20 protein-coding genes are annotated in these 23,848 nt (G+C 53.5%); 9 read left to right on the forward strand and 11 right to left on the reverse strand.

What is annotated here, in order from left to right; all coding sequences use genetic code 11:
• Window positions 1-234 precede the first annotated feature (234 nt).
• Window positions 235-1,866, forward strand: coding sequence for a methyl-accepting chemotaxis protein (locus tag EHW56_RS10580; protein WP_152799697.1), 1,632 nt, complete (start codon window positions 235-237; stop codon window positions 1,864-1,866).
• Between the two features lie 63 nt (window positions 1,867-1,929).
• Here the strand turns inward: EHW56_RS10580 and EHW56_RS10585 are convergent, their stop codons facing one another.
• A complete protein-coding gene (locus EHW56_RS10585) occupies window positions 1,930-2,397 on the reverse strand; it encodes a GNAT family N-acetyltransferase (protein ID WP_046074311.1) in 468 nt (155 codons plus the stop codon).
• Window positions 2,398-2,476: 79 nt separating this feature from the next.
• Window positions 2,477-4,432 carry a 2',3'-cyclic-nucleotide 2'-phosphodiesterase gene (gene cpdB / locus EHW56_RS10590; RefSeq protein ID WP_370517157.1) on the reverse strand — a complete coding sequence of 652 codons (1,956 nt, stop codon included), beginning with the start codon at window positions 4,430-4,432 and terminating at the stop codon, window positions 2,477-2,479.
• Window positions 4,433-4,723: 291 nt separating this feature from the next.
• On the opposite strand from cpdB, the gene cysG reads away from it, so the two are divergent.
• From cysG to cysC, 5 genes are read left to right on the forward strand one after another with little or no spacing between them, the layout of a single operon-like run.
• Complete coding sequence (gene cysG / locus EHW56_RS10595) at window positions 4,724-6,151, forward strand: siroheme synthase CysG (RefSeq protein ID WP_152799699.1); 1,428 nt, start codon at window positions 4,724-4,726, stop codon at window positions 6,149-6,151.
• A gap of 12 nt (window positions 6,152-6,163) precedes the next feature.
• Entirely contained in the window at window positions 6,164-7,072 is a 909-nt protein-coding gene (gene cysD, locus EHW56_RS10600) for a sulfate adenylyltransferase subunit CysD (protein ID WP_046074308.1), read from the forward strand.
• Between the two features lie 9 nt (window positions 7,073-7,081).
• Complete coding sequence (gene cysN / locus EHW56_RS10605) at window positions 7,082-8,506, forward strand: sulfate adenylyltransferase subunit CysN (protein ID WP_152799701.1); 1,425 nt, start codon at window positions 7,082-7,084, stop codon at window positions 8,504-8,506.
• 3 nt (window positions 8,507-8,509) lie between these two features.
• Window positions 8,510-10,252 carry an SLC13 family permease gene (locus EHW56_RS10610; protein ID WP_152799703.1) on the forward strand — a complete coding sequence of 581 codons (1,743 nt, stop codon included), beginning with the start codon at window positions 8,510-8,512 and terminating at the stop codon, window positions 10,250-10,252.
• A gap of 34 nt (window positions 10,253-10,286) precedes the next feature.
• Complete coding sequence (gene cysC, locus EHW56_RS10615; RefSeq protein WP_152796087.1) at window positions 10,287-10,913, forward strand: adenylyl-sulfate kinase; 627 nt, start codon at window positions 10,287-10,289, stop codon at window positions 10,911-10,913.
• On the opposite strand, the gene EHW56_RS10620 is transcribed toward cysC, so the two are convergent.
• The 7 genes from EHW56_RS10620 to EHW56_RS10650 all read right to left on the reverse strand — a co-directional run bounded on the left by EHW56_RS10620 (window position 10,910) and on the right by EHW56_RS10650 (window position 16,279).
• A complete protein-coding gene (locus EHW56_RS10620) occupies window positions 10,910-11,812 on the reverse strand; it encodes a TIGR03899 family protein (protein ID WP_046074304.1) in 903 nt (300 codons plus the stop codon). The genes cysC and EHW56_RS10620 overlap by 4 nt on opposite strands.
• A 239-nt stretch (window positions 11,813-12,051) precedes the next feature.
• Window positions 12,052-12,549, reverse strand: coding sequence for a DUF3299 domain-containing protein (locus EHW56_RS10625; RefSeq protein WP_152799705.1), 498 nt, complete (start codon window positions 12,547-12,549; stop codon window positions 12,052-12,054).
• A gap of 3 nt (window positions 12,550-12,552) precedes the next feature.
• Window positions 12,553-13,812, reverse strand: coding sequence for an ABC transporter permease (locus EHW56_RS10630; protein ID WP_077606395.1), 1,260 nt, complete (start codon window positions 13,810-13,812; stop codon window positions 12,553-12,555).
• The gene (locus tag EHW56_RS10635; RefSeq protein WP_152799707.1) at window positions 13,809-14,504 is read right to left on the reverse strand and encodes an ABC transporter ATP-binding protein; all 696 of its coding nucleotides are present in this window, start codon (window positions 14,502-14,504) and stop codon (window positions 13,809-13,811) included. The genes EHW56_RS10630 and EHW56_RS10635 overlap by 4 nt, the downstream gene beginning before the upstream one ends.
• Window positions 14,505-14,544: 40 nt before the next feature.
• Window positions 14,545-15,309, reverse strand: a complete 765-nt coding sequence (locus tag EHW56_RS10640; RefSeq protein WP_152799710.1) for a DUF2796 domain-containing protein — start codon at window positions 15,307-15,309, stop codon at window positions 14,545-14,547.
• A gap of 25 nt (window positions 15,310-15,334) precedes the next feature.
• Window positions 15,335-15,658: a hypothetical protein gene (locus EHW56_RS10645; protein WP_046074299.1), complete on the reverse strand. Its 324-nt coding sequence runs from the start codon at window positions 15,656-15,658 to the stop codon at window positions 15,335-15,337.
• Window positions 15,659-15,721: 63 nt separating this feature from the next.
• On the reverse strand, window positions 15,722-16,279 hold the full coding sequence (locus EHW56_RS10650) for a YtfJ family protein (RefSeq protein ID WP_046074298.1): 558 nt from the start codon (window positions 16,277-16,279) through the stop codon (window positions 15,722-15,724).
• Between the two features lie 373 nt (window positions 16,280-16,652).
• Here EHW56_RS10650 and EHW56_RS10655 point away from each other — a divergent pair, with 373 nt between their 5' ends.
• Window positions 16,653-16,859 carry a DUF1107 domain-containing protein gene (locus EHW56_RS10655; protein WP_025673598.1) on the forward strand — a complete coding sequence of 69 codons (207 nt, stop codon included), beginning with the start codon at window positions 16,653-16,655 and terminating at the stop codon, window positions 16,857-16,859.
• 96 nt (window positions 16,860-16,955) lie between these two features.
• Here EHW56_RS10655 and msrA read toward each other — a convergent pair whose 3' ends face one another.
• The gene (gene msrA / locus EHW56_RS10660; RefSeq protein ID WP_369795695.1) at window positions 16,956-17,588 is read right to left on the reverse strand and encodes a peptide-methionine (S)-S-oxide reductase MsrA; all 633 of its coding nucleotides are present in this window, start codon (window positions 17,586-17,588) and stop codon (window positions 16,956-16,958) included.
• A gap of 188 nt (window positions 17,589-17,776) precedes the next feature.
• Here msrA and EHW56_RS10665 point away from each other — a divergent pair, with 188 nt between their 5' ends.
• Both EHW56_RS10665 and EHW56_RS10670 read left to right on the forward strand, forming a co-directional pair.
• Window positions 17,777-19,480 (forward strand): autotransporter assembly complex family protein, encoded by a 1,704-nt coding sequence (locus tag EHW56_RS10665; RefSeq protein WP_227486526.1) that lies wholly within the window; start codon window positions 17,777-17,779, stop codon window positions 19,478-19,480.
• The gene (locus EHW56_RS10670) at window positions 19,477-23,247 is read left to right on the forward strand and encodes a translocation/assembly module TamB domain-containing protein (RefSeq protein WP_152800426.1); all 3,771 of its coding nucleotides are present in this window, start codon (window positions 19,477-19,479) and stop codon (window positions 23,245-23,247) included. Before EHW56_RS10665 ends, EHW56_RS10670 begins: the two co-directional genes overlap by 4 nt.
• A 49-nt stretch (window positions 23,248-23,296) precedes the next feature.
• Here EHW56_RS10670 and ppa read toward each other — a convergent pair whose 3' ends face one another.
• Window positions 23,297-23,824: an inorganic diphosphatase gene (ppa, locus tag EHW56_RS10675; protein ID WP_046074295.1), complete on the reverse strand. Its 528-nt coding sequence runs from the start codon at window positions 23,822-23,824 to the stop codon at window positions 23,297-23,299.
• Between the last annotated feature and the right edge of the window lie 24 nt (window positions 23,825-23,848).

A 23,848-nucleotide genomic window follows, 5' to 3' on the forward strand; every position in this document is an offset into this window, starting at 1 on the left:
TACACCATTGGGGCGGAAAAGGGATAAGTTGCTGTTCAGGGCAAGAAAGCTTACACAATCAGCCATCATTGTATGACAGACTTTTTGCAAAAATAATGAGTCTTTCATCACACTTTGGTTATTTTTTGTGCTAGTATTCGTGCCGCTGTGTAGGACAGACACGCAAGCCCGCCTCAACATGGATGTCTAGGCATTAACACGCTAATCACTATTTTGTTGAGGACTCGCTTTTCCATGTTGAAAAATCTATCTATTGGTAAAAAGTTTACGGCGGCTTTTTCCCTGATTGGTATCGCTGTGGTGATCTTTGGGTTTTATATCTATACCCAAGTCAGCGGCATGCGCGATAATATGCTGAACTTTACGGACGATACCCTCCCTGCAGTGCTTGAGATCGAGCGACTCAATGAAGAGATAATACGTATTCGTCAAGATCAGTATGCGGTCCTCACCTTTAGTGATCCGGCAGAAAGACGTGAAATCTTGGGTGAAATCGATGTCATGAAGCGCGATTACAGCCGCGCGCTTGATGCCTATGAAGAAAGCCTTTGGTACGACAACGAGCGTGCTATTTTTACTCGTATTCAAAATCACTGGGACCAATACAATCAAGAGCTCAGTGCCTTTCCGGACAGAGTCGAAGCAGGGCAACTGACCGCGGCGCAAAAAATCCTATCTAAGTCGTTTGGCACCTTTGGCCAGTTGGATAAATCGCTTAAAGAAATGTCTGAGCTGACCCAAGGTTTTATTGACTCAAACCGCACCTCAATGCTGAATCAAGTGTCTACGGTGAGCATGACTATTATCGGGGTACTGCTTGCGGTGATCGCCTTTATGATTGTGGTAGCGGTGGTCTTCACCCGCGCGATCATTAATCCGCTACGTATGGTGATGGAGCAATCGTCTGCGATTGCCAAGGGCGACCTGACTTACCAGTTAGATCGTAGCCAGATTGGCAATGATGAAATGGGTAAATTGGCCGACTCCAGTATCGCCATGCAAGATAGCTTGCGTAGCTTGATTGAAGAAGTAATTGCCGCGGTAACCCAGCTAAGCAGTGCGGTCGAAGAAGTGAGTGCGGTATCGAGCCAAACCTCGACGGGGATGCAAAATCAGCAACACGAAGTGTCGCAAGTGGCGACCGCGATGGCGCAAATGAAAGCCACCGTGGCGGATGTAGCGCAGAACACCGAGAGCTCATCCACCGCGGCCAATGAAGCGAGTGAGCAGTCGCGCATGGGCGCACAAGACATTGATGGTATGGTGGCCTCGATTCGCAAAGTCGCCGAGGACATGCGTCAAACCGGCGATACTGTGAATGAATTGGATCAGCAGTCGAAACAAATCAACATGGTGGTGGATGTGATTCGTGATATCGCTGAGCAAACCAACTTGTTGGCCTTGAACGCAGCGATTGAAGCGGCACGTGCCGGAGAGTCGGGCCGTGGCTTTGCGGTGGTTGCCGATGAAGTGCGTACCCTCGCGGGCCGAACGCAAGATTCGACCGGTGAAATCACCACTATCATTGAGAAACTGCAGCAGTTTGCAACCCAAGCGCGCAACGCCACCACCCAAAGCTGTGAAAGCATTGAGCAATGTGTGGAGCAGGGCGATCAGGCGCAGCAATTGGTGCGTGGGATTGAAACCTCGGTTGAGAACATTGCTGATATGGGCATGCAGATCGCTAGTGCCTGTGGTGAGCAAGACTCAGTGGCGGATGAGCTCAGTCGCAATATCGAGCGCATCAATGATTCAGCACAAGAAGTGGCGGGTGGCGCCGATCAAACTGCGCAAGCCTGTAGCGAATTGAGCCAATTGGCGCAATCACTGCAAAGCACTATGCAGCGTTTCCGCCTGACAAAATAATCGCGAAACGATCGCGCACGCTTCATGACAATGAATCCCGCTCCTTGAGCGGGATTTTTTTGCTTAAACGGCAGACGTCTCACTGACTGATAAGCGCATATCGATATGTGGGATACCGTCTTCTAAGTAAACGTCGGAAAACGCGACAAAATCGTGCTTTTGGTAAAAGCGCTGTAGGTGTGCTTGAGCGCCTATTTCGATGTTTTGCGCGGGCCATTGCTGTTGGCATACTTGAATGGCTTGGCGGATCAGCTGATGACCCCATTGCCCATTGCGATGAGTGGGTGCAATGATCACGCGACCAATACTGCTCCCTGGGTAACTTGCCCCGGGAGCGAGAATACGGGCATAGGCGGCGAGCTCTCCATTCAGCCAGCCCATTAAATGCACGGTATCTGGCGCGGTATCGTGCGTGTCCAGCTCTGGATAGGCGCAGGCTTGCTCAACCACAAACACATCGACACGCAATTTCATCAGTGTGAATAAAGTGCGCGTATCCAGCGCGTCAAAGGTTGCCTGTTGCCATTCCATGTCATTTCCTCTTGATTGAACATAAAAAATACCGCAGACAGGCTGCGGTATTCAAAGGCTATTTATCTTTCAGCGTTAATTATTGGCGAGGTTGGCCTAAATCAACATGATAAACGGCAAATCCGACCTCATCTTTTCCTTCTCGCGTCATCGACCAGCGGCCTTTTTGCTCAATAAACTGCGCTGCTTGCTCACTCGGGGAGGTTTCAAAGCTCACCACGGCATCTCCCTTAATCGGGGCAATCGACCAGTTATTGTCAGCGCTAACGGTCACCTCACCTTCCTCTTCACTCACGCGACTGATGTAGTTGGCGACCACGGTGCGGTTTTCATCCGGCGCGGCAAAGGCAATATGATCGCTGCCGGTACCTGGGAACTTTGCCCCATACGCACGGTAGTTATTGGTCGCCACCAAGAAGGTTTGCTCGGGATCAACCGGCTCGCCTTGATAGGTGAGGTTGACGATCCGTGATGCCTCTGGGTTCACTTCATTACAATCGCCGTCGTAACGCGCGGGCTGGGTGACATCAATTTGGTATTCCACCCCATCAATCACGTCAAAGTTATAGGTGCGGAAACCGTCCCAGTTGATCAGCGATTGCGGCTGCGCTGCGTTTGGATCGATTTGATTAAACTGGCCGGCGCTGCACTCCAGCCATTGGGTGAGTTCGGCGCCAGAGACTTTCAGCGCCACCAAGGTATTCGGATATAGGTAAAGATCGGCGGCGTTGCGGAAGGTCAGTTGACCGGCTTCCACTTCCGTAAAGTTGCTCGGATCGTTTTTGCGTCCACCGGCCTTAAAGGGCGCAGCGGCAGAGACAACCGGAAGATCGGCCAAATCTGGGTCGCCTTGGATCATGCGCTCGACATAATCTTGTTGAGCGAGATTGACGATTTGTACGGTTGGGTCATCTTGTAGCAATGCCAAATAAGAGTACATCACATCATTGGCTTTGCCGATTGGTTGATTCACAAAATCTTGTGTGGCTTTATGATCGGCTTCTACCGCATCAAGCATCGCCTTATCGGCTTCAACCAATGCCTTGTTGTTGGCGCGGTCAAAAATGGGTCGCGCATGCGCGTTGCTATCAGTGACTTGCCATTGACCGTCCACTTGCTCGAGGGCGAGATCAATCACCCCCACGTGGCTGCCCCAGCGGCCAGCCATCACACTAGCGACGCCATTGATGGTGCCTTTTTCGATATCCGCGCCGGGAATATTGGCAAAGTCCTCGCCAGGGAATACCGCGTGCGAGTGACCAAAGGCAATGGCATCAATGCCGTCGACATCGGTGAGGTAATACACGGAATCTTCAGCCATCGCTTTATACGGCGCTTGGGAGATACCAGAGTGTGGGATTGCCACCACCACGTCAGCACCCTTGGCTTTCATCTCTGGGACGAGCTTTTCAGCGGTTTGTTTAATGTCTTTGGCGATCACTTTGCCTTCAAGGTTGGCTTTATCCCAAGTCATGATCTGCGGCGGCACAAAGCCGATGTAGCCGACTTTGATGGTATGGCTGTCACCGTCTTCATCTTTGAGTTGGTATTCTTTAATCAAATACGGGTCAAAGTAATGCTCGCCAGTCTCTGCATCGAACACGTTGGCGTTGATATACGGGAAGTTGGCGTCGTTAATCGACTCTTTTAAGAATGCTAAGCCGTAGTTGAATTCATGGTTACCGATGTTACCCACTTCATAATTGAGCAAGTTCATCGCTTTATATACCGGATGTACTTCTCCGGGTTTAATGCCTTTGCTGGCCATGTAGTCGCCCATCGGGCTGCCTTGAATCAGGTCACCATTATCCACCAATAGTGCGTTTTTTGCTTCATCACGCGCTTGTTTCACCACGGTGGCGGCGCGAACCAAGCCGATTTTTTGTGACGGTTTGTTTTTGTAGTAGTCATAATCCATCACGTTGGTGTGAATGTCGGTGGTTTCAATCACACGTAGGTTAATGGTGTCGGCAAAGGCACTGCCAGAGGCGGCAAATAAGCCGGCTACCACAGCAGTGGCGACAGCAGATGGCATCAAACGCATAACAAAGTCTCCAGTGAAAAATGTGCGTTAGTTATCAGGCAGATGAATTATGCCGTTTCTCATACCTAGAAAGCTGTGCGATTGATCGGCTTATTATCTTCGGCTGTCGCTCAACACCGATATCTTGCACGCTTTGCGATCTCAGTCATCGTTAATCCTTTCAGGCAAAGGCACTCCAGATCTTTTAATCACAAAAAAGAATAAAAAATGAATTTATAGAATTTCAGGTAATAGATGTGGGGCGATATAGTGGCGGTATTGTCATCAAGGGAATGCGCGATCATGGATTATCTCCCCCTCTTTGCTCAGCTCAAAAACCGTCCTTGCCTCGTGGTAGGTGGCGGCGAAGTCGCATGGCGCAAAACGCGCATGTTGCTCAAGGTGAGCGCGGCCGTCACTGTGGTTGCCCCTGACGTCGACCGTGAAATTGCGGAGGCGCAAGCGCAAGGGAAATTGACCGTCTTGCGCGAGGCGTTTCGTCCCGAGCATCTGGATGGAAAGATACTGGCGATTGCAGCGACTGACAACGCCCTCGTCAATGAGCTGGTCTCCACCGCTGCTGATAGCCGCAATATCTTAGTCAATGTCGTTGATGATACCCCTAAGTGCAGCTTTATTGTCCCTTCTTTGGTTGATCGCTCCCCGATCATTATTGCCATCTCATCGGGCGGCAAAGCGCCGGTATTGGCGCGGATGTTACGAGAAAAAATTGAAACTCTGGTGCCGCAACATATCGGCAAGATGGCGGCAATGGCGGGTGCGTTTCGCGACAAACTGAAAACGCGTATTCCGACCTTAACGGGCCGGCGCAAATTCTGGGAGGCCGCTTTTAGTGGGCGGTTTGCCGATTTAGTCGCGGCGGGCAAACACCAGCAAGCCGAGCAAGCGCTGGAACAGCTTAGTGGACAAATCACCACCCAAGGCGAAGTGGCGTTGATTGGCGCCGGGCCGGGGGATCCGGGTCTATTGACCTTGCGCGCGTTGCAGTTGATGCAGCAAGCCGATGTAGTGCTTTACGACTACTTGGTGGCTGAACCGATTATGGAGCTGTGCCGCCGAGATGCGGAGCTGATTTGTGTGGGCAAACGGGCGAGCTACCACAGTGTGAGCCAAGACGACATCAATCGCCTGTTGGTCGAGCATGCTCAAGCCGGAAAACGGGTGGTGCGCTTAAAAGGGGGCGATCCTTTCATGTTTGGCCGTGGCGGTGAGGAATTACAAACCCTTGCCAACGCCGGTGTCTCGTTTCAAGTGGTGCCCGGGATCACTGCAGCGGCGGGGGCGACGGCCTATGCCGGTATTCCGCTCACCCATCGCGATCATGCCCAGACCGCACTGTTTATTACCGGTCATTTGAAAAAAGAACAAGACACCTTGGAGTGGGCGACGTTAGCGCGCCCGCGTCAGACCTTGGTGATTTATATGGGATTGATGAAATCTGCCCATATTCAAAGCCAACTGATGGCTCACGGTCGATCGCCGGACACACCTGTGGCGGTGATTGAAAACGGCACGCGTCCGGAGCAGAAAGTCTTTACCGGTCAACTCAACAACTTACCGTCGCTGGCGGAACAAGCTGCGTCGCCCGCGCTTATTGTGGTGGGCGAAGTGGCGGCACTCGCCGGTCAGCTGACATGGTTTGGCGAGGGGCGCGCGGTAAGCGATGCCGACCCCACGCAAGCCCCCACCGCTGTGGTTAACTTCGCTTAAAGGATAGTTAGGATGGATGCAAAAACACTCACTCACCTCCAGCAGTTAGAAGCCGAGAGCATTCATATACTGCGGGAAGTCGCGGCGGAGTTTGATAACCCCGTGATGCTGTATTCGATTGGCAAAGACTCGTCAGTGATGCTGCATTTGGCGCGCAAAGCTTTTTACCCCGGAAAGATCCCGTTTCCGCTGCTGCATGTCGATACCGACTGGAAGTTTCGCGACATGATTGCCTTTCGCGATCGTACTGCCAAGGAGCTCGGGCTGGATCTGATTGTGCACAAAAACCCAGAAGGGATGGCTCAGGGGATCAATCCTTTTGATCACGGCTCCGACAAGCACACCGATATCATGAAAACCCAAGCGCTGAAGCAGGCGCTGGATCAGCATAAATTTGATGCGGCATTTGGCGGCGCGCGTCGGGACGAAGAAAAATCCCGCGCCAAAGAGCGTGTCTATTCGTTCCGTGATAAGAACCATCGCTGGGATCCGAAGAACCAACGGCCAGAGCTGTGGCGCAACTATAACGGTCAAGTGAACCCGGGCGAGAGCATTCGTGTTTTTCCGCTCTCTAACTGGACTGAGCTCGATATCTGGCAATACATCTATCTGGAAAATATCGACATTGTTCCGCTTTATTTAGCAGCCGAGCGCCCAGTGGTAGAGCGTGATGGCACCTTGTACATGGTGGATGATGCGCGGATGCCGATTGGGCCCGACGAAACCGTGACCCATAAATCGGTGCGTTTTCGCACCCTGGGCTGCTACCCATTGACCGGGGCAGTAGAGTCACACGCCAATACCTTGCCAGAGATCATCGAAGAGATGTTGGTCGCTACCTCGAGTGAGCGTCAAGGGCGGGCGATCGACCACGATCAGTCCGGGTCCATGGAGCGCAAGAAGCGTCAGGGTTATTTCTAAGGAGCAGTCATGAATCCAGCAATTCAACAACAGGTGGCCGATCTGGGTATTGAGGGTTACTTGCAACAGCACCAACACAAAAGTTTATTGCGCTTTTTGACCTGTGGCTCGGTCGATGACGGTAAATCGACCTTGATTGGCCGCTTGCTGCACGACTCGCAGCAGATCTATGAAGATCAGCTGGCTGCGGTCCATGCCGATAGCCAGCGTGTCGGCACCACGGGCGAGAAACCCGATCTGGCGCTACTGGTAGACGGCCTGCAAGCCGAGCGCGAGCAGGGGATCACCATTGATGTGGCGTACCGGTATTTCTCCACCTCCAAGCGCAAGTTTATCATCGCTGACACCCCCGGCCATGAGCAGTACACCCGTAATATGGCTACCGGCGCGTCGACCTGTGATGTGGCGGTGATCTTAATCGACGCGCGTCACGGCATCTTGGATCAGACCCGCCGCCATTCATACATCGCTAACTTGCTGGGTATTCAGCATTTTGTGGTAGCGGTGAACAAGATGGATTTGGTGGAATATAGCCAAGCTCGGTTTGATGAAATCCAAGAGCAATATTTGGCGTTTGCCGATCAGCTCAACCCCGGCTTGTCGGTGTCTATGGTGCCCTTGTCGGCACTGGAAGGCGACAATGTGGTCAATGCCAGTGACGCGATGGCGTGGTATCAAGGCGAGCCGCTGCTCAGCCAGCTAGAAGCCATCGACATTGAAAAATCGCGCGGGACGGGCGCATTCCGTTTTCCGGTGCAGTATGTCAATCGACCAGATCTGAACTTTCGCGGTTACGCCGGCACCCTTGCCAGTGGCGAGGTGCATGTGGGCGATGAGGTTAAGGTACTCCCTTCTGGGCTTACCGCGAAGGTCGCGCGCATCGTCACCTTTGACGGTGATCGTGAATTTGCCTTTAGCGGTCAAGCGGTCACCCTCACTTTGGATAGAGAAATTGATATTTCGCGCGGCGATCTCTTGGTGCGAGCGGACGATGACGTGGCGGTGGGGCAACGATTTGACGCCGACGTAGTGTGGATGACGCAAACCCCACTGGCACCGGGGCGCGAATACGAGATTAAGTTGGCCAGCAAGAAAACCTCGGCACAGGTTGAGGCGCTGTCCTATGGGGTGGATGTGAATACGCTTAACACCCATGACGCAGACACCTTGCCGCTCAATGGCATTGGTCGTTGCACCCTGACCCTGAGCGAAGCGGTGCCGCTGGATACCTATCACGATAGCCCGAATACCGGTGGCTTTATCCTGATTGATCGTCTCACCAATGTGACGGTCGGCGCGGGCATGATCCGTCATGTGGCGGAGACGCAGCCGCAAACCACCTCGTCGTTCTCAGCGTTTGAGCTTGAGTTAAACCAGCTGATCCGCAAGCACTTTCCGCATTGGCAAGCGCGGGATCTGCGTCAACTGGGATAAACGATGAGTTGGCAAGAAACCACGGTACTCACCTTGCTGGTGGCGATTGTCGCCGGCTTGGTGCTCACCCGCATAAAGCCTGTACTCTTGTTTGCGGGGGCCGCGTTTGTGGCGTTCCAAACCGGGCTCACCTCGGTTGAAGCGCTGACGGCGAACTTTACCGCGCCATCACTGCTTACCTTGGTATTGCTGATTTTGGTTTCTTGTGCGTTGGAGAAAACCCATCTGACCAGCTGGGTCGCCCGACAGGCGTCGCACGGCGCGCTACCCACCGTGATTGCCAAATTAGGCATATCGAGCGCGCTGCTATCGGCGCTGGTCAATAACACAGCGGTGGTGGTGTCGATGATTGGCGCGCTCAAGCGTAACCGACGTCACTCACCTTCGCAGCTTTTGATCCCATTGTCATATAGCGCCATTCTCGGTGGCACCCTAACGCTGATTGGCACGTCCACCAATCTCATTGTGAACAGCTTTGTTGAGCGGGCGGGTTTACCCAGTTTGGGCTTTTTCACCCCAACGTTCATCGGTGCCGCGGCACTGGTGGCGGGGCTGTTGGTGTTAATTCCGTTCAGCTATCGGTTGCCACGCCAGGATGGTGAACAAGAGGAAAGCTTGCCGTATGTACTTGAAGCACGACTAGCCGCCGACTCGCCCTTATGCGGTCGCAGTGTGGCCGACAATGGCTTGCGGGCACTACGCCGCTTGTACTTGGCCGAAATTCATCGTCAAGACGGGGTGATTGCGCCTGTGTGTCCGGATACGCCGTTATTGGCCGGTGACAAGTTGCAGTTTGCTGGTGATGTGGAAAGTGTTGCGACCTTACAAGAGATCCCAGGCTTGACCTTGTTCGGTCAGCATCACATTGATGGACAAAATTTGATTGAGGTGGTGGTGAGCCACAGCGCCAGCATTTGTGGCAAAACCCTCAAAGCCGCCCGTTTTCGCGAGACCTTTGATGCGGTGGTGGTCGCCATTCGCCGCGGCCATGAAAAACTCGACGGGGGACTGGGCAATATTCCTTTGCATGCCGGCGATACGCTGGTGTTGGTGCCGGGTAAAACCTTTCGCCAAGACAGCCAAGCGTTGCGGCGTGAATTCGTGCTCTTTAATGGCTTGGAAGCCAGTACCCGTATTTCCGAGCGTAAAAGTGTTGCGGTACTGGCAGGGTTTGTGGCGGTGATCGGCGCTGCCTTGCTGACCCCGGTTCCGCTGCTTAATGGCTTAGCCGCTTATTTGGTGGTGTTGCTGGTCACCGGCATTATCTCCTTGCACGATTTACAACGCCGCTTTCCGGTTGAAGTGGTGGTGATTGTCGGCGCGGCGCTGACGTTGGCACAACTGATGTTGGCGTCAGGGCTTTCAGCACGCTTTAGTGATTGGTTTATGGCGACTTTTAGCGCAGGGGGCGCGATAGGGGCACTGGTGGCGGTGTACTTGCTGACTTTGTTGCTAACCGAGCTTATCACTAACAATGCCGCGGCGGCGCTAGCTTTCCCGCTAGGCTATAGCTTGGCGCTAGGGTATGGAGTGGATCCTATGCCCTTTGTGATGGCGGTGCTGTTTGGCGCCAGTGCCAGTTTTATTTCCCCTTACGGGTATCAAACCAATTTATTGGTATACAGCGTGGGCAATTACCAGCTACGTGATTATTTGCGTCTGGGACTGCCATTATCTGTGGTGTATTCCGCGGTGGTGCTCACCCTGTTACCGATTGTTTTTCCTTTAACGCCGGTGGCCTCTTAATCATAGCGTGGCCAACGAAATTGCGGAGACTTTCATGACTGACACTGTATCTGCGCCAACCGATCCCAACGTGATTTGGCATCAGCATCATGTTGATCAAGCCCAGCGCAGCGAACAAAAACAGCAGCAACCTGTAGTGCTTTGGTTTACCGGCTTGTCTGGCTCGGGTAAATCGACCATCGCGGGCGCGCTAGAGGCGGCCTTGGTGGCCGAAGGGCACCATACCTATTTGCTGGATGGTGATAATATTCGTCATGGCTTATGTCGCGATCTGGGTTTTTCCGATCAAGACAGGCGCGAGAATATTCGCCGGATTGGTGAAGTGGCCAAGTTGATGACCGATGCGGGCCTGATTGTCTTGAGTGCTTTTATCTCACCGTTTCGTGCGGAGCGAGAGATGGTGCGCGAGCGTTTGCCAGAGGGGCAGTTTATCGAAGTCTTTGTCGATACGCCGCTGACAGTGTGTGAGCAGCGCGACCCCAAAGGGCTGTACAAAAAAGCGCGTGCCGGCGAGATCCCCGCCTTTACTGGCATATCGTCAGACTATGAGCCACCGCAAACACCGGCGGTCCATTTGACCGGTGATCACAGCGTCGCTGAGCATGTGGCGACCTGCCTTCGCATACTGCGTGAGCGCGGGGTGCTACGCACGTCGGATTAAGCGTGGGTGTTGACCGTATCACCCACATCGCTGTGCATCTCAAAGCCTTCGGCGAGCAACTCACAAATGGCGTGGTGGTAATCGGGATGCACGCGTTTACCGACCAGTTTTGCGAGCTCATGGCCGGTGGGACTAAAGCGGTAGTAATAAAGACGCATCCCTTTGTGTAATGGGGTGAGCATGTATTGGGTGTCTTGCAGTTTAAACGGCATCGCTGGCTGCATTTCAATCACGCCGGATTCGAGCTCAGTGCGCAGGATCAGCCCCAAGTCCATCAACAGCATTAAGTCGGTGTAAGACAATTGATAGTGACCCAGCGAGAGTTTATGAGGCGGCTCTGGGCGCAGCAGTTGCACCAAGCCTTGGCGGCGGCGAAAACCGGTGACTAGCTTTTTGGTGCTGTCTTGACCAAAGGTGCTGGATAATGCACAGGCGCGTTGCAGTGCTTGCGCTTCGCGCTGGGTCATGGTCTCGAGAATGGTCAGTGCTTTAATTGAGGTGCTGCCGGGGCGGAGCATTTCTTGTTTGAGGATCTTCGCCCACAACTGCTGCATCGCATGGCCGTGAATATTGCGTGCTAAATCGAAAAAACGCACTAGCCAATCTGGATCTGGGGTCTGAGCGGTTTCGCTATGACACTGGTCGTAGGTCAGAGCGATGATGGCTTCGAGATTGGCCTGCTGCTTTTGCATCACATGACGCTGGCGGTTGGCACTGCGGTGAGCGAGATCTTCCTGCTCAACCTCCTGCAGGCGCGCATCCACGTGGTACTCACTGGCAATCGCTTTCAGTCGTCCTTTACTGCCACGCAGATCCGCGTCTTCTTTGTAACTGTGATCTTGATGTTGCCGTTTGTCGGGATGGGCGTCGACGACCACGGGTTTGTCTTGCTCTGCCATGCGAGTCTCACACTGATTGTCAGCAAAATTTAATGCTGGCAAATATGTTAATTAAAGATTAAATTTGTTAACATTATGAGTGTTAACAATCAAGTGTAGGGATGCGTGTGCGCAAGCAAAAACTCAACCCCATCAATCTGCTGTTGATTGCCGTGTACATTGGCGCACTGGCGATCTTGTCTCATTATATTGTCTGACAACATCGGGTGCGCCGATCGGGCTCACTGATTGATAGGGACTTATCCGTCGTCGTAGTCAGTTAATTCGGTGCCTTGTAGCACATATCCCACTTCTGCCAAGTCATGACTGACATGCTCGGTTTTCAGTGTGCCCTCGACATACACCACATCCCATAGTTGTTGAATCGGCGCGCCGCCGGCAAACTTTACATAAACAATCTGATTAGGTGGCGGCGGTGGGACATGGATACAGGCGCCAAGAAAGGGCACCAATAGGAACTCCGTCACCACTTTATCGTCGCCTTCTAGAGGGATCACAAAGCCAGGGATTTTGACCTGGCTGTTGTTGAGCTCCGGGCGAACTGAGCCAACAAGACTTTGTGGATTCTCACTGTCGTGGCTGATTTCCGGCATCCCGCGGCTATCAAATTGGGCGCGTTCGTGCTCGGGGACCAAATCAATCCAATCTAGCGTGAGTGGCTCACTGCTTGCCCACGCCAGTGAGCTTAACAGGCCACAGAGTAAAGCGATAAGACCGAGCGTTATCCGTTTTTTCATCTGTTACACCTTAATTGTCATGCCATCGGCGAGCGCCTGTCGATAGGCCCGCCAGGCCGGGATCAAGCCCACGATAAAACCGGCGATTAACACACCTGCCATCAGTGATAGCTCATAAGAAGATGGCCAGTCGAGTGGCAAGAACAAGCCAAACTCACTGAGGATATAAGGCTGCGCCAGCGCCAGCCCGCCATAAAGCAGGAGCACACCAAAGACGATCCCTGCGACGGTGATCGCGACTGCCTCACTGACCAGAAGCAAAATAATATGCAAAGGACGCGCGCCCATCGCACGTAAAATTGCCATTTCTCGCCGACGTTCATTCAGGCTGGTAAGTAGGCTTGAAAGCATGCCCAAAAGCCCGGCGACGGCGACAAATCCGGAGATCACCAGCAGTGCTTGCTCGCCAACCCGCATCATACCCCAGAGTTCATGCAAGGCAATACCGGGCATAATCGCGGTGAGTGGCTCGCGTGGATAGGTATTAACCCAGCGCTGGACGGCAAAGGTTTTGATTTTGCTGTTTAGTCCCACCATCACTGCGGTCAGCTGCTCCGGTTGTAGCTCGCGTTGCTGCGCTTGCGCTTGGGTGAGACCTTGGCCGAGTCGTGCGCCACTTTCCCAGCCGACATGAATCGCTTCGATGGCTTCAAGCGACACATGCACACTGCGGTCGACGGGGGTGCCAGTGGGCGCTAAGATCCCGGTGACCGTAAAGGGTAAATTGTCATGCTGATTAAAGCCTTTGTCGGCCAGTCCATGGGCAATGATCAGACTATCGCCCATCTTGTATCCCAGCTCTTTCGCCACTTGGGCGCCAATCACGGTATCAAATAAGCCGGAAAACGGGCCGCCTTGGCGAAAGGCGAGTGGTTGTTTTTGACCATATTGATAATGAGCAAAGTAATCATTGGTGGTGCCGACCACGCGAAAGCCGCGATGAGAATCGCCCAGTGAAATGGGAATGGTCCAATTCACATCCGAGTGCTCACGAAGGCGCTGGTAACTGTCCCAGCCGATATTGTTGGTGGCGTTACCAATACGAAACACCGAGTAGAGCAGTAAATTAATGGGACCGGAGCGGGCACCGACAATTAAATCGGTATTGGAGATGGTGTTGGCAAAGCTGGCCTTAGCTTGGGTGCGCACCTTCTCCACCCCGAGTAAGAGCACCACGGCGATGGTGACAGTCAGCAAAGAGAGCAGGGCGGTGGCGCGGCGATTCTTGAGGCTTTGCCCTGCCAATCCTAGTAGTGAAATCATTGGTTGGCCTCCTCGCGGTGTATGGCGCGATTAAGCGCGGGAAGCGAGACATCGCGGTCAAACAAGGGCGCCAATTGGCTGTCATGGCTGACAAACAATAAGCTGCTATTAGCTTCACGGCATCGGTCTTGAAGTAATTGAATAAAGGTATTTCGGGTGTCTGCGTCGAGCGCAGAGGTGGGCTCGTCAGCGATAATCAATGCTGGTGCCCCAATTAATGCGCGAGCCGCTGCGACCCGCTGTTGCTGGCCGATACTTAGCGCAGTCACTGGCTGATGGTAACAGTGCGCGGGAAGACCAAGTTTATCGAGTAAATTGGCCGCCTCTTGGTGTGCAGGCTGGCTGAGTGCCTGACGCCGCGTGTGAGAAAAGCGCAGCGGGACGGTGACATTGTCAATCACCGATAAATAGGGCAGCAGATTAAATTGCTGAAAAATATAACCAATATGGTTAGCACGGAATTGATCCCTTTGGCGATCATTCAGTGCGGTTAGCGCTTGATGATTGACCGTCAGTGTTCCCGATTGTGGGGTATGAATGCCTGCAATCAGGCTCAGCAGGGTGGATTTCCCACTGCCACTGGGGCCTTTTAAAAATACATGCTCGCCATCATCGATCGCAAAGGTGTCGATATCTAAGATCGGTTGCGGCTGATCTGGCCACGTAAAACGCAGTTGTTCGATGGTTATCATGCCTGACAGGGGCGCTTAACGCGCCCCGCCTCCTTGTTCACTACCACTGGATGTGCGACTTGGCACGATTCAAGGTGTCTACCCAGACCTTATCATCAGTAAAGGCCTGAATTTTGATGGTTTCTGTGTTGGGGAACAGGCTAAACCAATCAGTTTGTAATTCGGTGAAGGCTTGCGGGTTTTGGCAAACGAATTGGTAGTTCGCTGATAAGGTGTTGTGGTTACCGTGATCATGCCCATGATGCTCATCGTGGCCGTGGTGCTCGTCGTGGTCATGGTGCTCATCGTGGCCGTGGTGCTCGTCGTGGCCGTGGTGCTCGTCGTGGCCGTGGTGCTCGTCGTGGCCGTGGTGCTCGTCGTGGTCATGGTGCTCATCGTGGCCGTGGTGCTCATCGTGGTCATGTTGCTCATCGTGGCCGTGGTGCTCGTCGTGGTCATGGTGCTCATCGTGGCCGTGATGCTCATCGTAGTCGCTAAAACTGCTGGTGACTTTGGCCTCGGCGAGCTGGCAATTTGCCTCTTTGGCTAGCTGGAAGCGTTTCCCACCATCACGCAGCAGTGCATAAGCATCTTCAAGTGTTTGCTGGTCGGCGGCATTTTTCGGGTGGTGCTCAAACCCAACCACATCATGGCCGGGTGCGGTCAGTTCAATCAGCACACGCTCACCGTCTTGGGCAAGGCTTGCGGTGACTTCACCGTGCACATGGGCATCGAACGACTGATAGTTGGCTTCGTCAGCAAGCGTGGCTGTGGACGCGGTTGCGATGGCCATGGCGATAACATTGGGTAAAAAACGGGTTTTCATTGGGTTCTCCTAGTGAATAAATGGGTTAACTGATTGCGGTATTTATCCAACTAGGTGGGTCGCGCGCCGAAAAGGCGATGGCGATGTGGTAAGCACGTGGTGGCTTAGAAAGGGTAATAATTGCGTTGACCACATAGGTGGGCGCAGGTGCTGTGACAGCATAAGCTAAGAGGGCGGGTGGCACCAAGTGGCAGGCGCTGCAGTGCTCACTGTGATGCGTTGGAGTGAAAGTATCGAGGTGATGATGCCCCCACAGCCCAGCTTGGCTGAGCAGCAAAACAAACAGCAGATGGACGATCAATCGCCGAAACATACCAACTTCCGCGCCATATAAGTAATGTGATAACATAACAATTATCATCATCAACGCCAAGTATTGAATGGCAGCGCGGGCTGTCCCCGCGCGCGGTTGTTATTGGTTGACCAGTTGGGTGACTAAGCTGACGACTTGATTCACTTCATCGGCACTTAATTTGCCTTCTTTGACAAAACGTACTGAGCCTTTGTCATCCAATACAGCAATTAACGAGCTTTCTTCTTTTAGGCGCCACGCTTCGGCAACACTGCCGTTTTCGTCGAGCACGATAGAAGACCAACTAAACTCGCGTTTACTGTCTTCGGCTGATGATTTCACAAAGCCACCGGTGCCCCACATGGCATCATCTTGGTTAATGATGGTGGTGGTTTGGTAGCGAGCGTCATCAAAGTCCGCGGCTGTGATGGCTTCCATTAACGGCGCGTTCATTTCCTTGGCACTGCTGCGTCCGGCGATAGCTTGGATCACGCGCACCTTGCCTGGCAATTGCTCGGTTTGCCAGTCTTGATAGACGATATCGTCGCCATTGAGGGTCAATTCGCCATGCTCGGCGACCTTGGCTGAAGGTAAAGGTGCACCATTTTGGATCGTGTGCGCCATACTGGTGCCAGAGAATAACGCAAATACGAGAGCAAGTAGGGTGGTTTTTTTCATTATTAATCATCCATGTTTGTGGTCACTATTTGGCATCAGGTGCCAAGTTATCTATGGTTACGCCAGACGGTGATTTGTGCCAAGTATCTAAGGTGAATCCGTGCGCAAGATCGGAATTTTATCCGGTGATCTTAAAAAGCCTTGGCTCGTCATCGATCAAATAAGGGAACTTTTGGTGTTGTGTTGCCTCTAACACTGTGTTGGTCACCTTGGCAAGGTGGCACTATGCTTGCTTAGCTTTGTACGCGGAGATGGTTAGATAATCTTCTGCTCTCCATGGTGGTAGCTCATATTTGCTGTGAACAGTGAATGAATCGGGTTACCGTTTCGGTCTGTTAATCAGACTTTGTTGAGAAAAAAGAAAGGGATCCTTATGCTTCGCATCTTTCGTCAATATCGACCAACCCAGATTGCGCGGTATGTGAAACGATTTTTTAAGGGCCGACTCTATATCGAAGGTGTAGGCGCGTTTGAGTTTGATGGTGGCCGTTTGCTGCCGCCGGGACACAGTGACAAACGAGCGTTATCGGTAATGACCGAGGTGAATAAAGAAATTAAAGCCATGGCCATTACCGCATAAACATCGCCACGCTGAAAAAACACGTCCAACCGGACGTGTTTTTTTATGCCTCACCCTTCAGCCATGGTTGATGATGAATGGCTGAGCACCAATGGCTTACTGCGGGGGGAAACAAACACCTGTGCCACCTAAGCCGCAGTAGCCTTGCGGATTTTTGTGCAAGTACTGCTGGTGGTCAGTTTCCGCGAAATAGTACGCGCCAGCGGGTGCGATCTCAGTGGTCACCGCATCTGGCTTACCCGCCTCTCTCAATGCCGCCTGATAGGTCGCCAGACTCGCCTCGACGCTGGCTTGGTCCGCTGGATCGCAATAGTAAATTGCGGAACGATATTGCGGGCCGACGTCATTGCCTTGACGCATGCCTTGGGTCGGATCGTGGTTTTCCCAGAACACTGCAAGTAGGGTGTCTAAACTCACCACTGACGGGTCAAAAATCACGTTAACGACTTCGGCATGGCCGGTTTGCCCTGTGCACACGTCTTGATAACGCGGATGCTGGGTGACGCCGCCACTGTATCCGACTGATGTCATGACTACCCCTGGCTGTTGCCACCACTTTCGCTCGGCCCCCCAAAAACAGCCCATACCAAAAATAACCTGTTTTTGACCGGCCGCTGGCGTGGCCGTGATAGGCTGATTAAATACCGCGTGCGGTTCGGTTGGAATAATAGGATCGGTGCGATCGGCTATCGCATTGTCAGGTTGGGTAAAGGAAGATTGCATCGACATAGGCATCCTTTGACTGCTGTGATGGAAAAGCGCAACGCGTGCTGCTTTGCGCGTTAATGGTTGGCGTTCAGTCATGGCTCCCGCACCTTGTTATCAACATGGTACTGGCATCCATCCCCGCTCAACACGTAATATGGCAAGATATCATCAATTTAGCCGGGCGACACCCGGGTAATGGATCTCACTGTATGAATATACGGCTACTCCCGCTATTCGCGATCGCTATCAGCTTGATGGCTAGCGTTGCTCGTGCGGATGTCGACATTGATATTGAAGGGCTAAACGGCATTGCACAAGACAACGTCGAGACCTATCTCGCGGCGATTGCCCCAGAAGAGCGAGATGGCTCCTACCGATTTATAGCCCGGGTCGAAAAAGATGTGCGCAAAGCGCTGCAAGCGGTGGGCTTTTATCAACCCAAGATCACCACGCGAATGGATGAAGACGCCACGCTGGAGGTCAAGGTTGACCCAGGTAAACCCGTTCGCTTGGCACAAGTGGATGTGGTGTTCAATGGCGAAGCTAATATGGATGATGACTTTCATGCTCTCATCGCCCAAGGGCCTCAGCCGGGCGCGAGGCTCAATCACAGTGATTACGAGACGCTAAAAAGCCAGATTCAAAGTTTGGCAGTGAAAAAGGGATATTTTGATGGTCGCTTTACGCAAACGCGATTAGAGGTTGCCCCTGATCGTCAGCAGGCCTTTATTCGGCTTCACTTTGCCAGCGGTAAGCGCTATCACTTTGGTGCGATTCGCTACCAAGGTGCGCAAATTCAGTTGCAGCGTCTCGACACTTTACGTGATTTTTCTCCGGGCGAGCCGTATCGCGTGTCGGTATTGGGCGAGTTTAACCAAGCTCTCGCGAATACCGGTTGGTTCGCCAGTGCCTTGGTGCAAGCGGACATGGAAGAAGCCGATGACAACGAAGTGCCGATCAAGGTGACGCTCACCCCTGAAGCACGCAACAAGTTTGAAACCGGGATTGGGTACTCCACCGACATTGGTCCGCGGTTCAAGTTTAACTGGCGAAAGCCTTGGTATAACTCACGCGGCCACAGTATCAACACATCACTGGCGATTTCTGAGCCCGAACAGACGCTAACCTCGACCTACAAGGTCCCCTTGGAGGATGTTTCCCGCGAGTATTATCAAGTGCAGTTAGGGTTACAAAATACCGATCAACGCGATACCTCCAGCCTCGAAGTGTCCACCTCTGTCTCTCGCCATTGGCTGTATGATACCGGCTGGCAACGCAGTGTCTCATTGCGCTGGCTATATGAAAACTACACCCAAGGGCAAGATGAAGACATCGTTAGCGTGGTGCTGCCTGGGATCAATTTCACTCGCACCCGCGCTCGCGGTGGGTTAATGCCGCATTGGGGAGACAAACAATCTATTACATTGGAAGCAGCTGATCCGGTTTGGCTGTCCGACATCAGCTTGGTGCGCTTACAAGGGCGGAGTGCGTGGATTCGTAGTCTCAATAAAAACCATCGCGGCTTATTACGCGTTGATGGCGGCGCTTTGATTTCTGAAGAATTTAGTGAAGCGCCACCATCGTTGCGTTTTTTCGCCGGGGGCGACAACAGCATTCGTGGCTATGCCTACGAAACTGTTTCCCCGCGTGACGATAGCGGTCAGCTCAGTGGCGCGCGCTATATGTTAACCGGTACGTTAGAGTATCAATATCGCCTCGGCGGCAACTGGTGGTGGGCGTTATTTACCGATGGCGGTGATGCGTGGACCAGTCATTTATCGTGGAAGCGTGCGGCCGGTACCGGTATTCGCTGGTCATCGCCGGTCGGCCCGATTCGTCTTGATGTCGCACATGGCTTTGATAATGACGATGATGATTTTCGTGTACACCTTACCTTGGGGCCTGAGTTATGAGTCGCTGGTTCGTCAGGCTAACGTTTATTGCGTTAATTGCTCTTTTTTCATTGGTGGGGCTGGTGGCGGCCGCACTTTTTACTCCGGTGGGTCTGCAAGTGGGCCTGTGGGGCGCGCAGAAAGCCTTACCTGCGTTGTCGGTTGATGAGGCCGAAGGCAGCCTGCTGACCGGCTTTATGCTGCAAGGGGTGCGCTATAAGGATGCGCAGCTGCAACTGAACGCCAAACAGCTGAATCTTGTTATTGAAGGTAAGTGCTTACTGACGCCTGCGATTTGTATTGACCAATTGGCCGTCGAAGGGGTCAGGCTCGATATTGATTTGCCCGCGAATGAGGAGGATACATCGTCGGAAGACGTATCCACGTCGGCTATCCACGCGCCGTTGCCTATTCATGTCAATGCCTTTGCCTTTAACGAGGTGGCGATTCAGGTCGCTGGACAGTCGGTGAGTTGGCACCAACTGCAAGGTGGCGTGCATTTTGTGGGTGATACGTTAACTGTATCGCCGGCCGATTGGCAGCAGTTGGTGGTGAGTCTGCCGAGCAACACCGAGCCTCAACAAAATACCGACCAAGCGGTCGGCAAACCGGATAGCGCGGTGGCAAGCACACCATGGCACTACCCGGGCTTGGAGTTACCCACGGTGGCGCTGCCGCTGGCTATCGAGGTGGAGCAGCTTCGCTTGCAAGATACGCGGATTGAAGCGGGCACAGTACAAACCCTCTCAGCGTTATCTTTGGCGGGTAGCGTTCGAGGCAGTGCGGTAACCATTGATAGCTTCTCAGTGACCGCCCCCCAAGGCACGGCAAGCCTTGCAGGTGATATTACACTCGAGGGTGAGTACCCACTGACCTTGCAAACCCAGTTGACCACTCATCTCGCCCCCCTTCAAGGCCAAGCCTTATCACTGTCGGCTTCAGGAAGCCTGGCCGCGCTTGAGCTAAGCGCGAATGCGCGCGGTCCGGTGACAGCGACGCTGGAAGGAGAGGCAAACCTGCTGGCGGCGAACTTACCTTTTGCGATGCAATTGGATAGCGAGGCATTGACGTGGCCGCTTACGGGGGAAGCGATCGCGGCATTACGCGAGCTACAATTTCACGCCGATGGGGATTTGTCTGACTATCAGCTCGGCTTACAAACCGGTGTCGGCGGCCCTGAGGTGCCAACCACTCAGCTGAATCTTGCCGGCCAAGGCAGCCTGACGGCGCTGACCCTCTCGCAGCTGGAGGCCAACACGCTCGGCGGCAAGGTGGCTGGCCGTGCCAGCGTGGATTGGTCCAGCGTGCCTTTTTGGCAAGCTGAGTTAGGCTTTGCCAACATTCAACCTCAGCAGCAATGGCCAGAGGTGACGGGAGATTTAACCGGTGCAATCAGCCACCGTGGCCGCTTAACCGCCCAAGGCGGCTGGGATGTGTCGGTGCCCACGTTGGTGGTGCATGGCGAGTTGCAAAAACTGCCGCTAGCGGTCGCGGGCGCGCTCAATGCGCATGATCGCGATGGCGATGGTCAGCCGAGCGTGTCGACACCGGGATTGACGCTGTCACACGGCCCCAACCAAGTGACGGCGCAAGGGCAAGTGCGTGATGAGTGGCAAATGGGGCTCTCGGTCGATATTGCTGATTTGTCGCAATCCTTGCCCATGCTCACTGGTGTGATCCGCGGAGATGCGCGACTGAGCGGGCCGTTTGCGCAGCCAACCGCAAAGTTGGCGATTCATGCTAAGCAGCTGCGTTGGCAAGATGTGCGCATTAATCAGCTGACGGTAGACGGCAATCTTGCCGTAAAAGACCGCTTAGGCGGTGATCTGACGGTATCGGTATTGGGCGGGCGCTATCAAACCGCGCGTTTAGATAACCTCGATTTAGCCGTGCGCGGTGATGAAGCCGCCCATCAGCTGGATTTGCGCTGGCAAGGTGCTCCAGCTTCTGGCGCGCTGCGCATTGAGGGTGCATTGACGCGAGACACCGGCTGGCAAGGAAAATTACTCGATACATCGGTGAGCGTGGAAGATCTTGGCGACATCGTGCAGCAAAGTGCAGCACCGATTACGCTCGGTTTCGCCGATATGCAAACTGAGGTTGGCGAGCATTGTTGGCAGTGGCAAGCGACCTCTTTGTGCTTATCGCAACCGGCGACAATCGGTGCGCAAGGGGAGGTGGTTGCCAAGATTGAAGGCTTTGAAGCCGCGCAAATCGCTGCCTTCTTACCGCCGGAATGGCAACTTGATACACGTGCCAATGCCGCGGTTCATGCACGCTGGCAGCCTGACGCCTCGCCCGATGTGCAAGCCTCGATTGATATCGCGGATGGTGATGTGCGCCAGCAGGCCGACACACCACTGGTGATTGGCTGGCAGCATGCCAATCTCAATGCGCGTTGGCATCAGGATAAATTGCAAGGCGCGATGGCGCTGACATTGTCCGAAGGAGGCACCCTAGCCTCGGCCTTTACCTTGACCGATCTGTTGGCGCCAAGTCGCGCCTTATTGGGGGAGGTGACGGTCAATGACGTTCAACTCGCGACACTCGAACCTTTGCTGGGTAGCGATCAGCAAGCAGATATTAATGGTGAAGTGAACGCTAACTTGCGGATGGAGGGGCCGCTGACCTTGCCGAATGTGTACGGCGGGCTGACGATTGACGCGTTGCGAGTCAAAGGCTTGGCTTCACCTGTCGATGTGAACGATGGGCGGTTAGCACTCACGGTGGATGGTAAGCAAGGCAAGGTAGAAGGCGAGCTGGTGACGCCGGATGGTGTGCTGGCACTTAACGGCGATGGGCAATGGCCCAGCATGGACGACTGGCGCTTTGGCTTAAACGTGGCGGGGGATACCTTACGCGTCAACGTGCCGCCCATGGTGCGGCTGGATGTGGCACCTGATCTTACGGTATCGGCAACGCCGCATGATATGACTATTCGGGGCGATATTCGTGTGCCTTGGGGGCGGATTGAAGTCGAGAATCTGCCCGAGTCTGCGATCACGGTCTCGGATGATACGGTCCTGCTGAAAGAGAACTATGTGCCAGAGGATATTGAGCAAAGTGAATCTGTGCCCTTTAATTTACAGACTGATGTGCGACTGGAGCTGGGGCAAGATGTGCAATTAGCAGCGTTCGGACTGAAATCGCGTTTGGCAGGAGCGCTTAACATCAAAAACAATCAGCAAGGTGCCTTAATTGTGGGGAATGTGAGCCTGCTGGACGGTACTTACCGCTCGTTTGGCCAAGACTTGCTGATTAAAAAGGGCGAGATCTTATTCAATGGCCCCGCTGATCAGCCGTATTTGCAGGTGGAAGCGATTCGAAATCCTGAACGCATCGAAGGGGATGTCACAGCAGGGATCCGTTTAACGGGGCCCGCCGATGACCCGGTTGCTGATGTGTTTATGGATCCGGCAGGCTCGCAGGCAAACGCCCTGTCTTATTTGTTACGTGGCCGCGCGCTTGATGCCGGCGCCGGTGATGCCAATATGACCTCGATGCTGATTGGCTTGGGCTTAGCGCAAAGTGGCAAGCTAGTGGGTGAAATTGGTCAAGCGTTCGGTGTGGAAGAACTCACTCTTGATACCGCTGGTGCTGGTGATGAGCAGAAAGTAGAAGTATCGGGTTATATCCTGCCCGATCTAGAGGTGAAATACGGTGTGGGGATCTTCGATGCGATAGGGGTGTTTACGGTGCGCTACCGATTGATGCAAGACCTTTATCTCGAAGCGGTCTCTGGGGTGGATCAAGCGGTGGATTTGCTCTATCAGTTTGAGATCAAATAGAAAAAAGCCCGCGAAGGCTCGCGGGCTTATGTGTCATTGACGCGGAGGATTACTGCTTTGCGCGCTCAAATGATGACAGGATTTCGTCTTTTGCCGCCTGGGCATCTTCCCAGCCATCCACTTTCACCCACTTGCCTGCTTCTAGCTCTTTATAGCGCTCGAAGAAGTGCGTGATTTGGGCTTTTAGCAGCTCAGGTAGGTCGTTCACGTCTTTCACGTGATCGTACTCTTTGGTTAGCTTGCTGTGCGGTACGGCGATCACTTTCGCATCTTCACCCGACTCGTCGGTCATTTTCAGCACGCCAACAGGGCGGCAGCGGATCACTGAGCCTGGTACCAATGGGAAGGGAGTGGGTACCAGCACGTCGACAGGGTCACCGTCCAACGACAAGGTGTGGTTCACATAGCCATAGTTACATGGGTAGAACATAGGCGTTGCCATGAAACGGTCAACGAAAACGGCGCCGCTGTCTTTATCGACTTCATACTTGATAGGATCGGCGTTAGCTGGGATCTCAATCACCACATAAATATCTTCAGGCAGCTCTTTGCCCGCAGGGACCTGGTTCAGGCTCATGGGATGTCCTTTTGTTTAATGAAA

This window comes from Salinivibrio sp. VGrn1 (assembly GCF_009377995.1).
Lineage (GTDB): Bacteria > Pseudomonadota > Gammaproteobacteria > Enterobacterales > Vibrionaceae > Salinivibrio > Salinivibrio siamensis.

Bases quoted from the DNA above. Each gene is read 5' to 3' on its own strand.
- EHW56_RS10580 (WP_152799697.1), top strand. From the start codon at position 235: ATGTTGAAAAATCTATCTATTGGTAAAAAGTTTACGGCGGCTTTTTCC.
- EHW56_RS10585 (WP_046074311.1), bottom strand. From the start codon at position 2,397: ATGGAATGGCAACAGGCAACCTTTGACGCGCTGGATACGCGCACTTTA.
- cpdB (WP_370517157.1), bottom strand. From the start codon at position 4,432: ATGCCATCTGCTGTCGCCACTGCTGTGGTAGCCGGCTTATTTGCCGCC.
- cysG (WP_152799699.1), top strand. From the start codon at position 4,724: ATGGATTATCTCCCCCTCTTTGCTCAGCTCAAAAACCGTCCTTGCCTC.
- cysD (WP_046074308.1), top strand. From the start codon at position 6,164: ATGGATGCAAAAACACTCACTCACCTCCAGCAGTTAGAAGCCGAGAGC.
- cysN (WP_152799701.1), top strand. From the start codon at position 7,082: ATGAATCCAGCAATTCAACAACAGGTGGCCGATCTGGGTATTGAGGGT.
- EHW56_RS10610 (WP_152799703.1), top strand. From the start codon at position 8,510: ATGAGTTGGCAAGAAACCACGGTACTCACCTTGCTGGTGGCGATTGTC.
- cysC (WP_152796087.1), top strand. From the start codon at position 10,287: ATGACTGACACTGTATCTGCGCCAACCGATCCCAACGTGATTTGGCAT.
- EHW56_RS10620 (WP_046074304.1), bottom strand. From the start codon at position 11,812: ATGGCAGAGCAAGACAAACCCGTGGTCGTCGACGCCCATCCCGACAAA.
- EHW56_RS10625 (WP_152799705.1), bottom strand. From the start codon at position 12,549: ATGAAAAAACGGATAACGCTCGGTCTTATCGCTTTACTCTGTGGCCTG.
- EHW56_RS10630 (WP_077606395.1), bottom strand. From the start codon at position 13,812: ATGATTTCACTACTAGGATTGGCAGGGCAAAGCCTCAAGAATCGCCGC.
- EHW56_RS10635 (WP_152799707.1), bottom strand. From the start codon at position 14,504: ATGATAACCATCGAACAACTGCGTTTTACGTGGCCAGATCAGCCGCAA.
- EHW56_RS10640 (WP_152799710.1), bottom strand. From the start codon at position 15,309: ATGAAAACCCGTTTTTTACCCAATGTTATCGCCATGGCCATCGCAACC.
- EHW56_RS10645 (WP_046074299.1), bottom strand. From the start codon at position 15,658: ATGTTATCACATTACTTATATGGCGCGGAAGTTGGTATGTTTCGGCGA.
- EHW56_RS10650 (WP_046074298.1), bottom strand. From the start codon at position 16,279: ATGAAAAAAACCACCCTACTTGCTCTCGTATTTGCGTTATTCTCTGGC.
- EHW56_RS10655 (WP_025673598.1), top strand. From the start codon at position 16,653: ATGCTTCGCATCTTTCGTCAATATCGACCAACCCAGATTGCGCGGTAT.
- msrA (WP_369795695.1), bottom strand. From the start codon at position 17,588: ATGTCGATGCAATCTTCCTTTACCCAACCTGACAATGCGATAGCCGAT.
- EHW56_RS10665 (WP_227486526.1), top strand. From the start codon at position 17,777: ATGAATATACGGCTACTCCCGCTATTCGCGATCGCTATCAGCTTGATG.
- EHW56_RS10670 (WP_152800426.1), top strand. From the start codon at position 19,477: ATGAGTCGCTGGTTCGTCAGGCTAACGTTTATTGCGTTAATTGCTCTT.
- ppa (WP_046074295.1), bottom strand. From the start codon at position 23,824: ATGAGCCTGAACCAGGTCCCTGCGGGCAAAGAGCTGCCTGAAGATATT.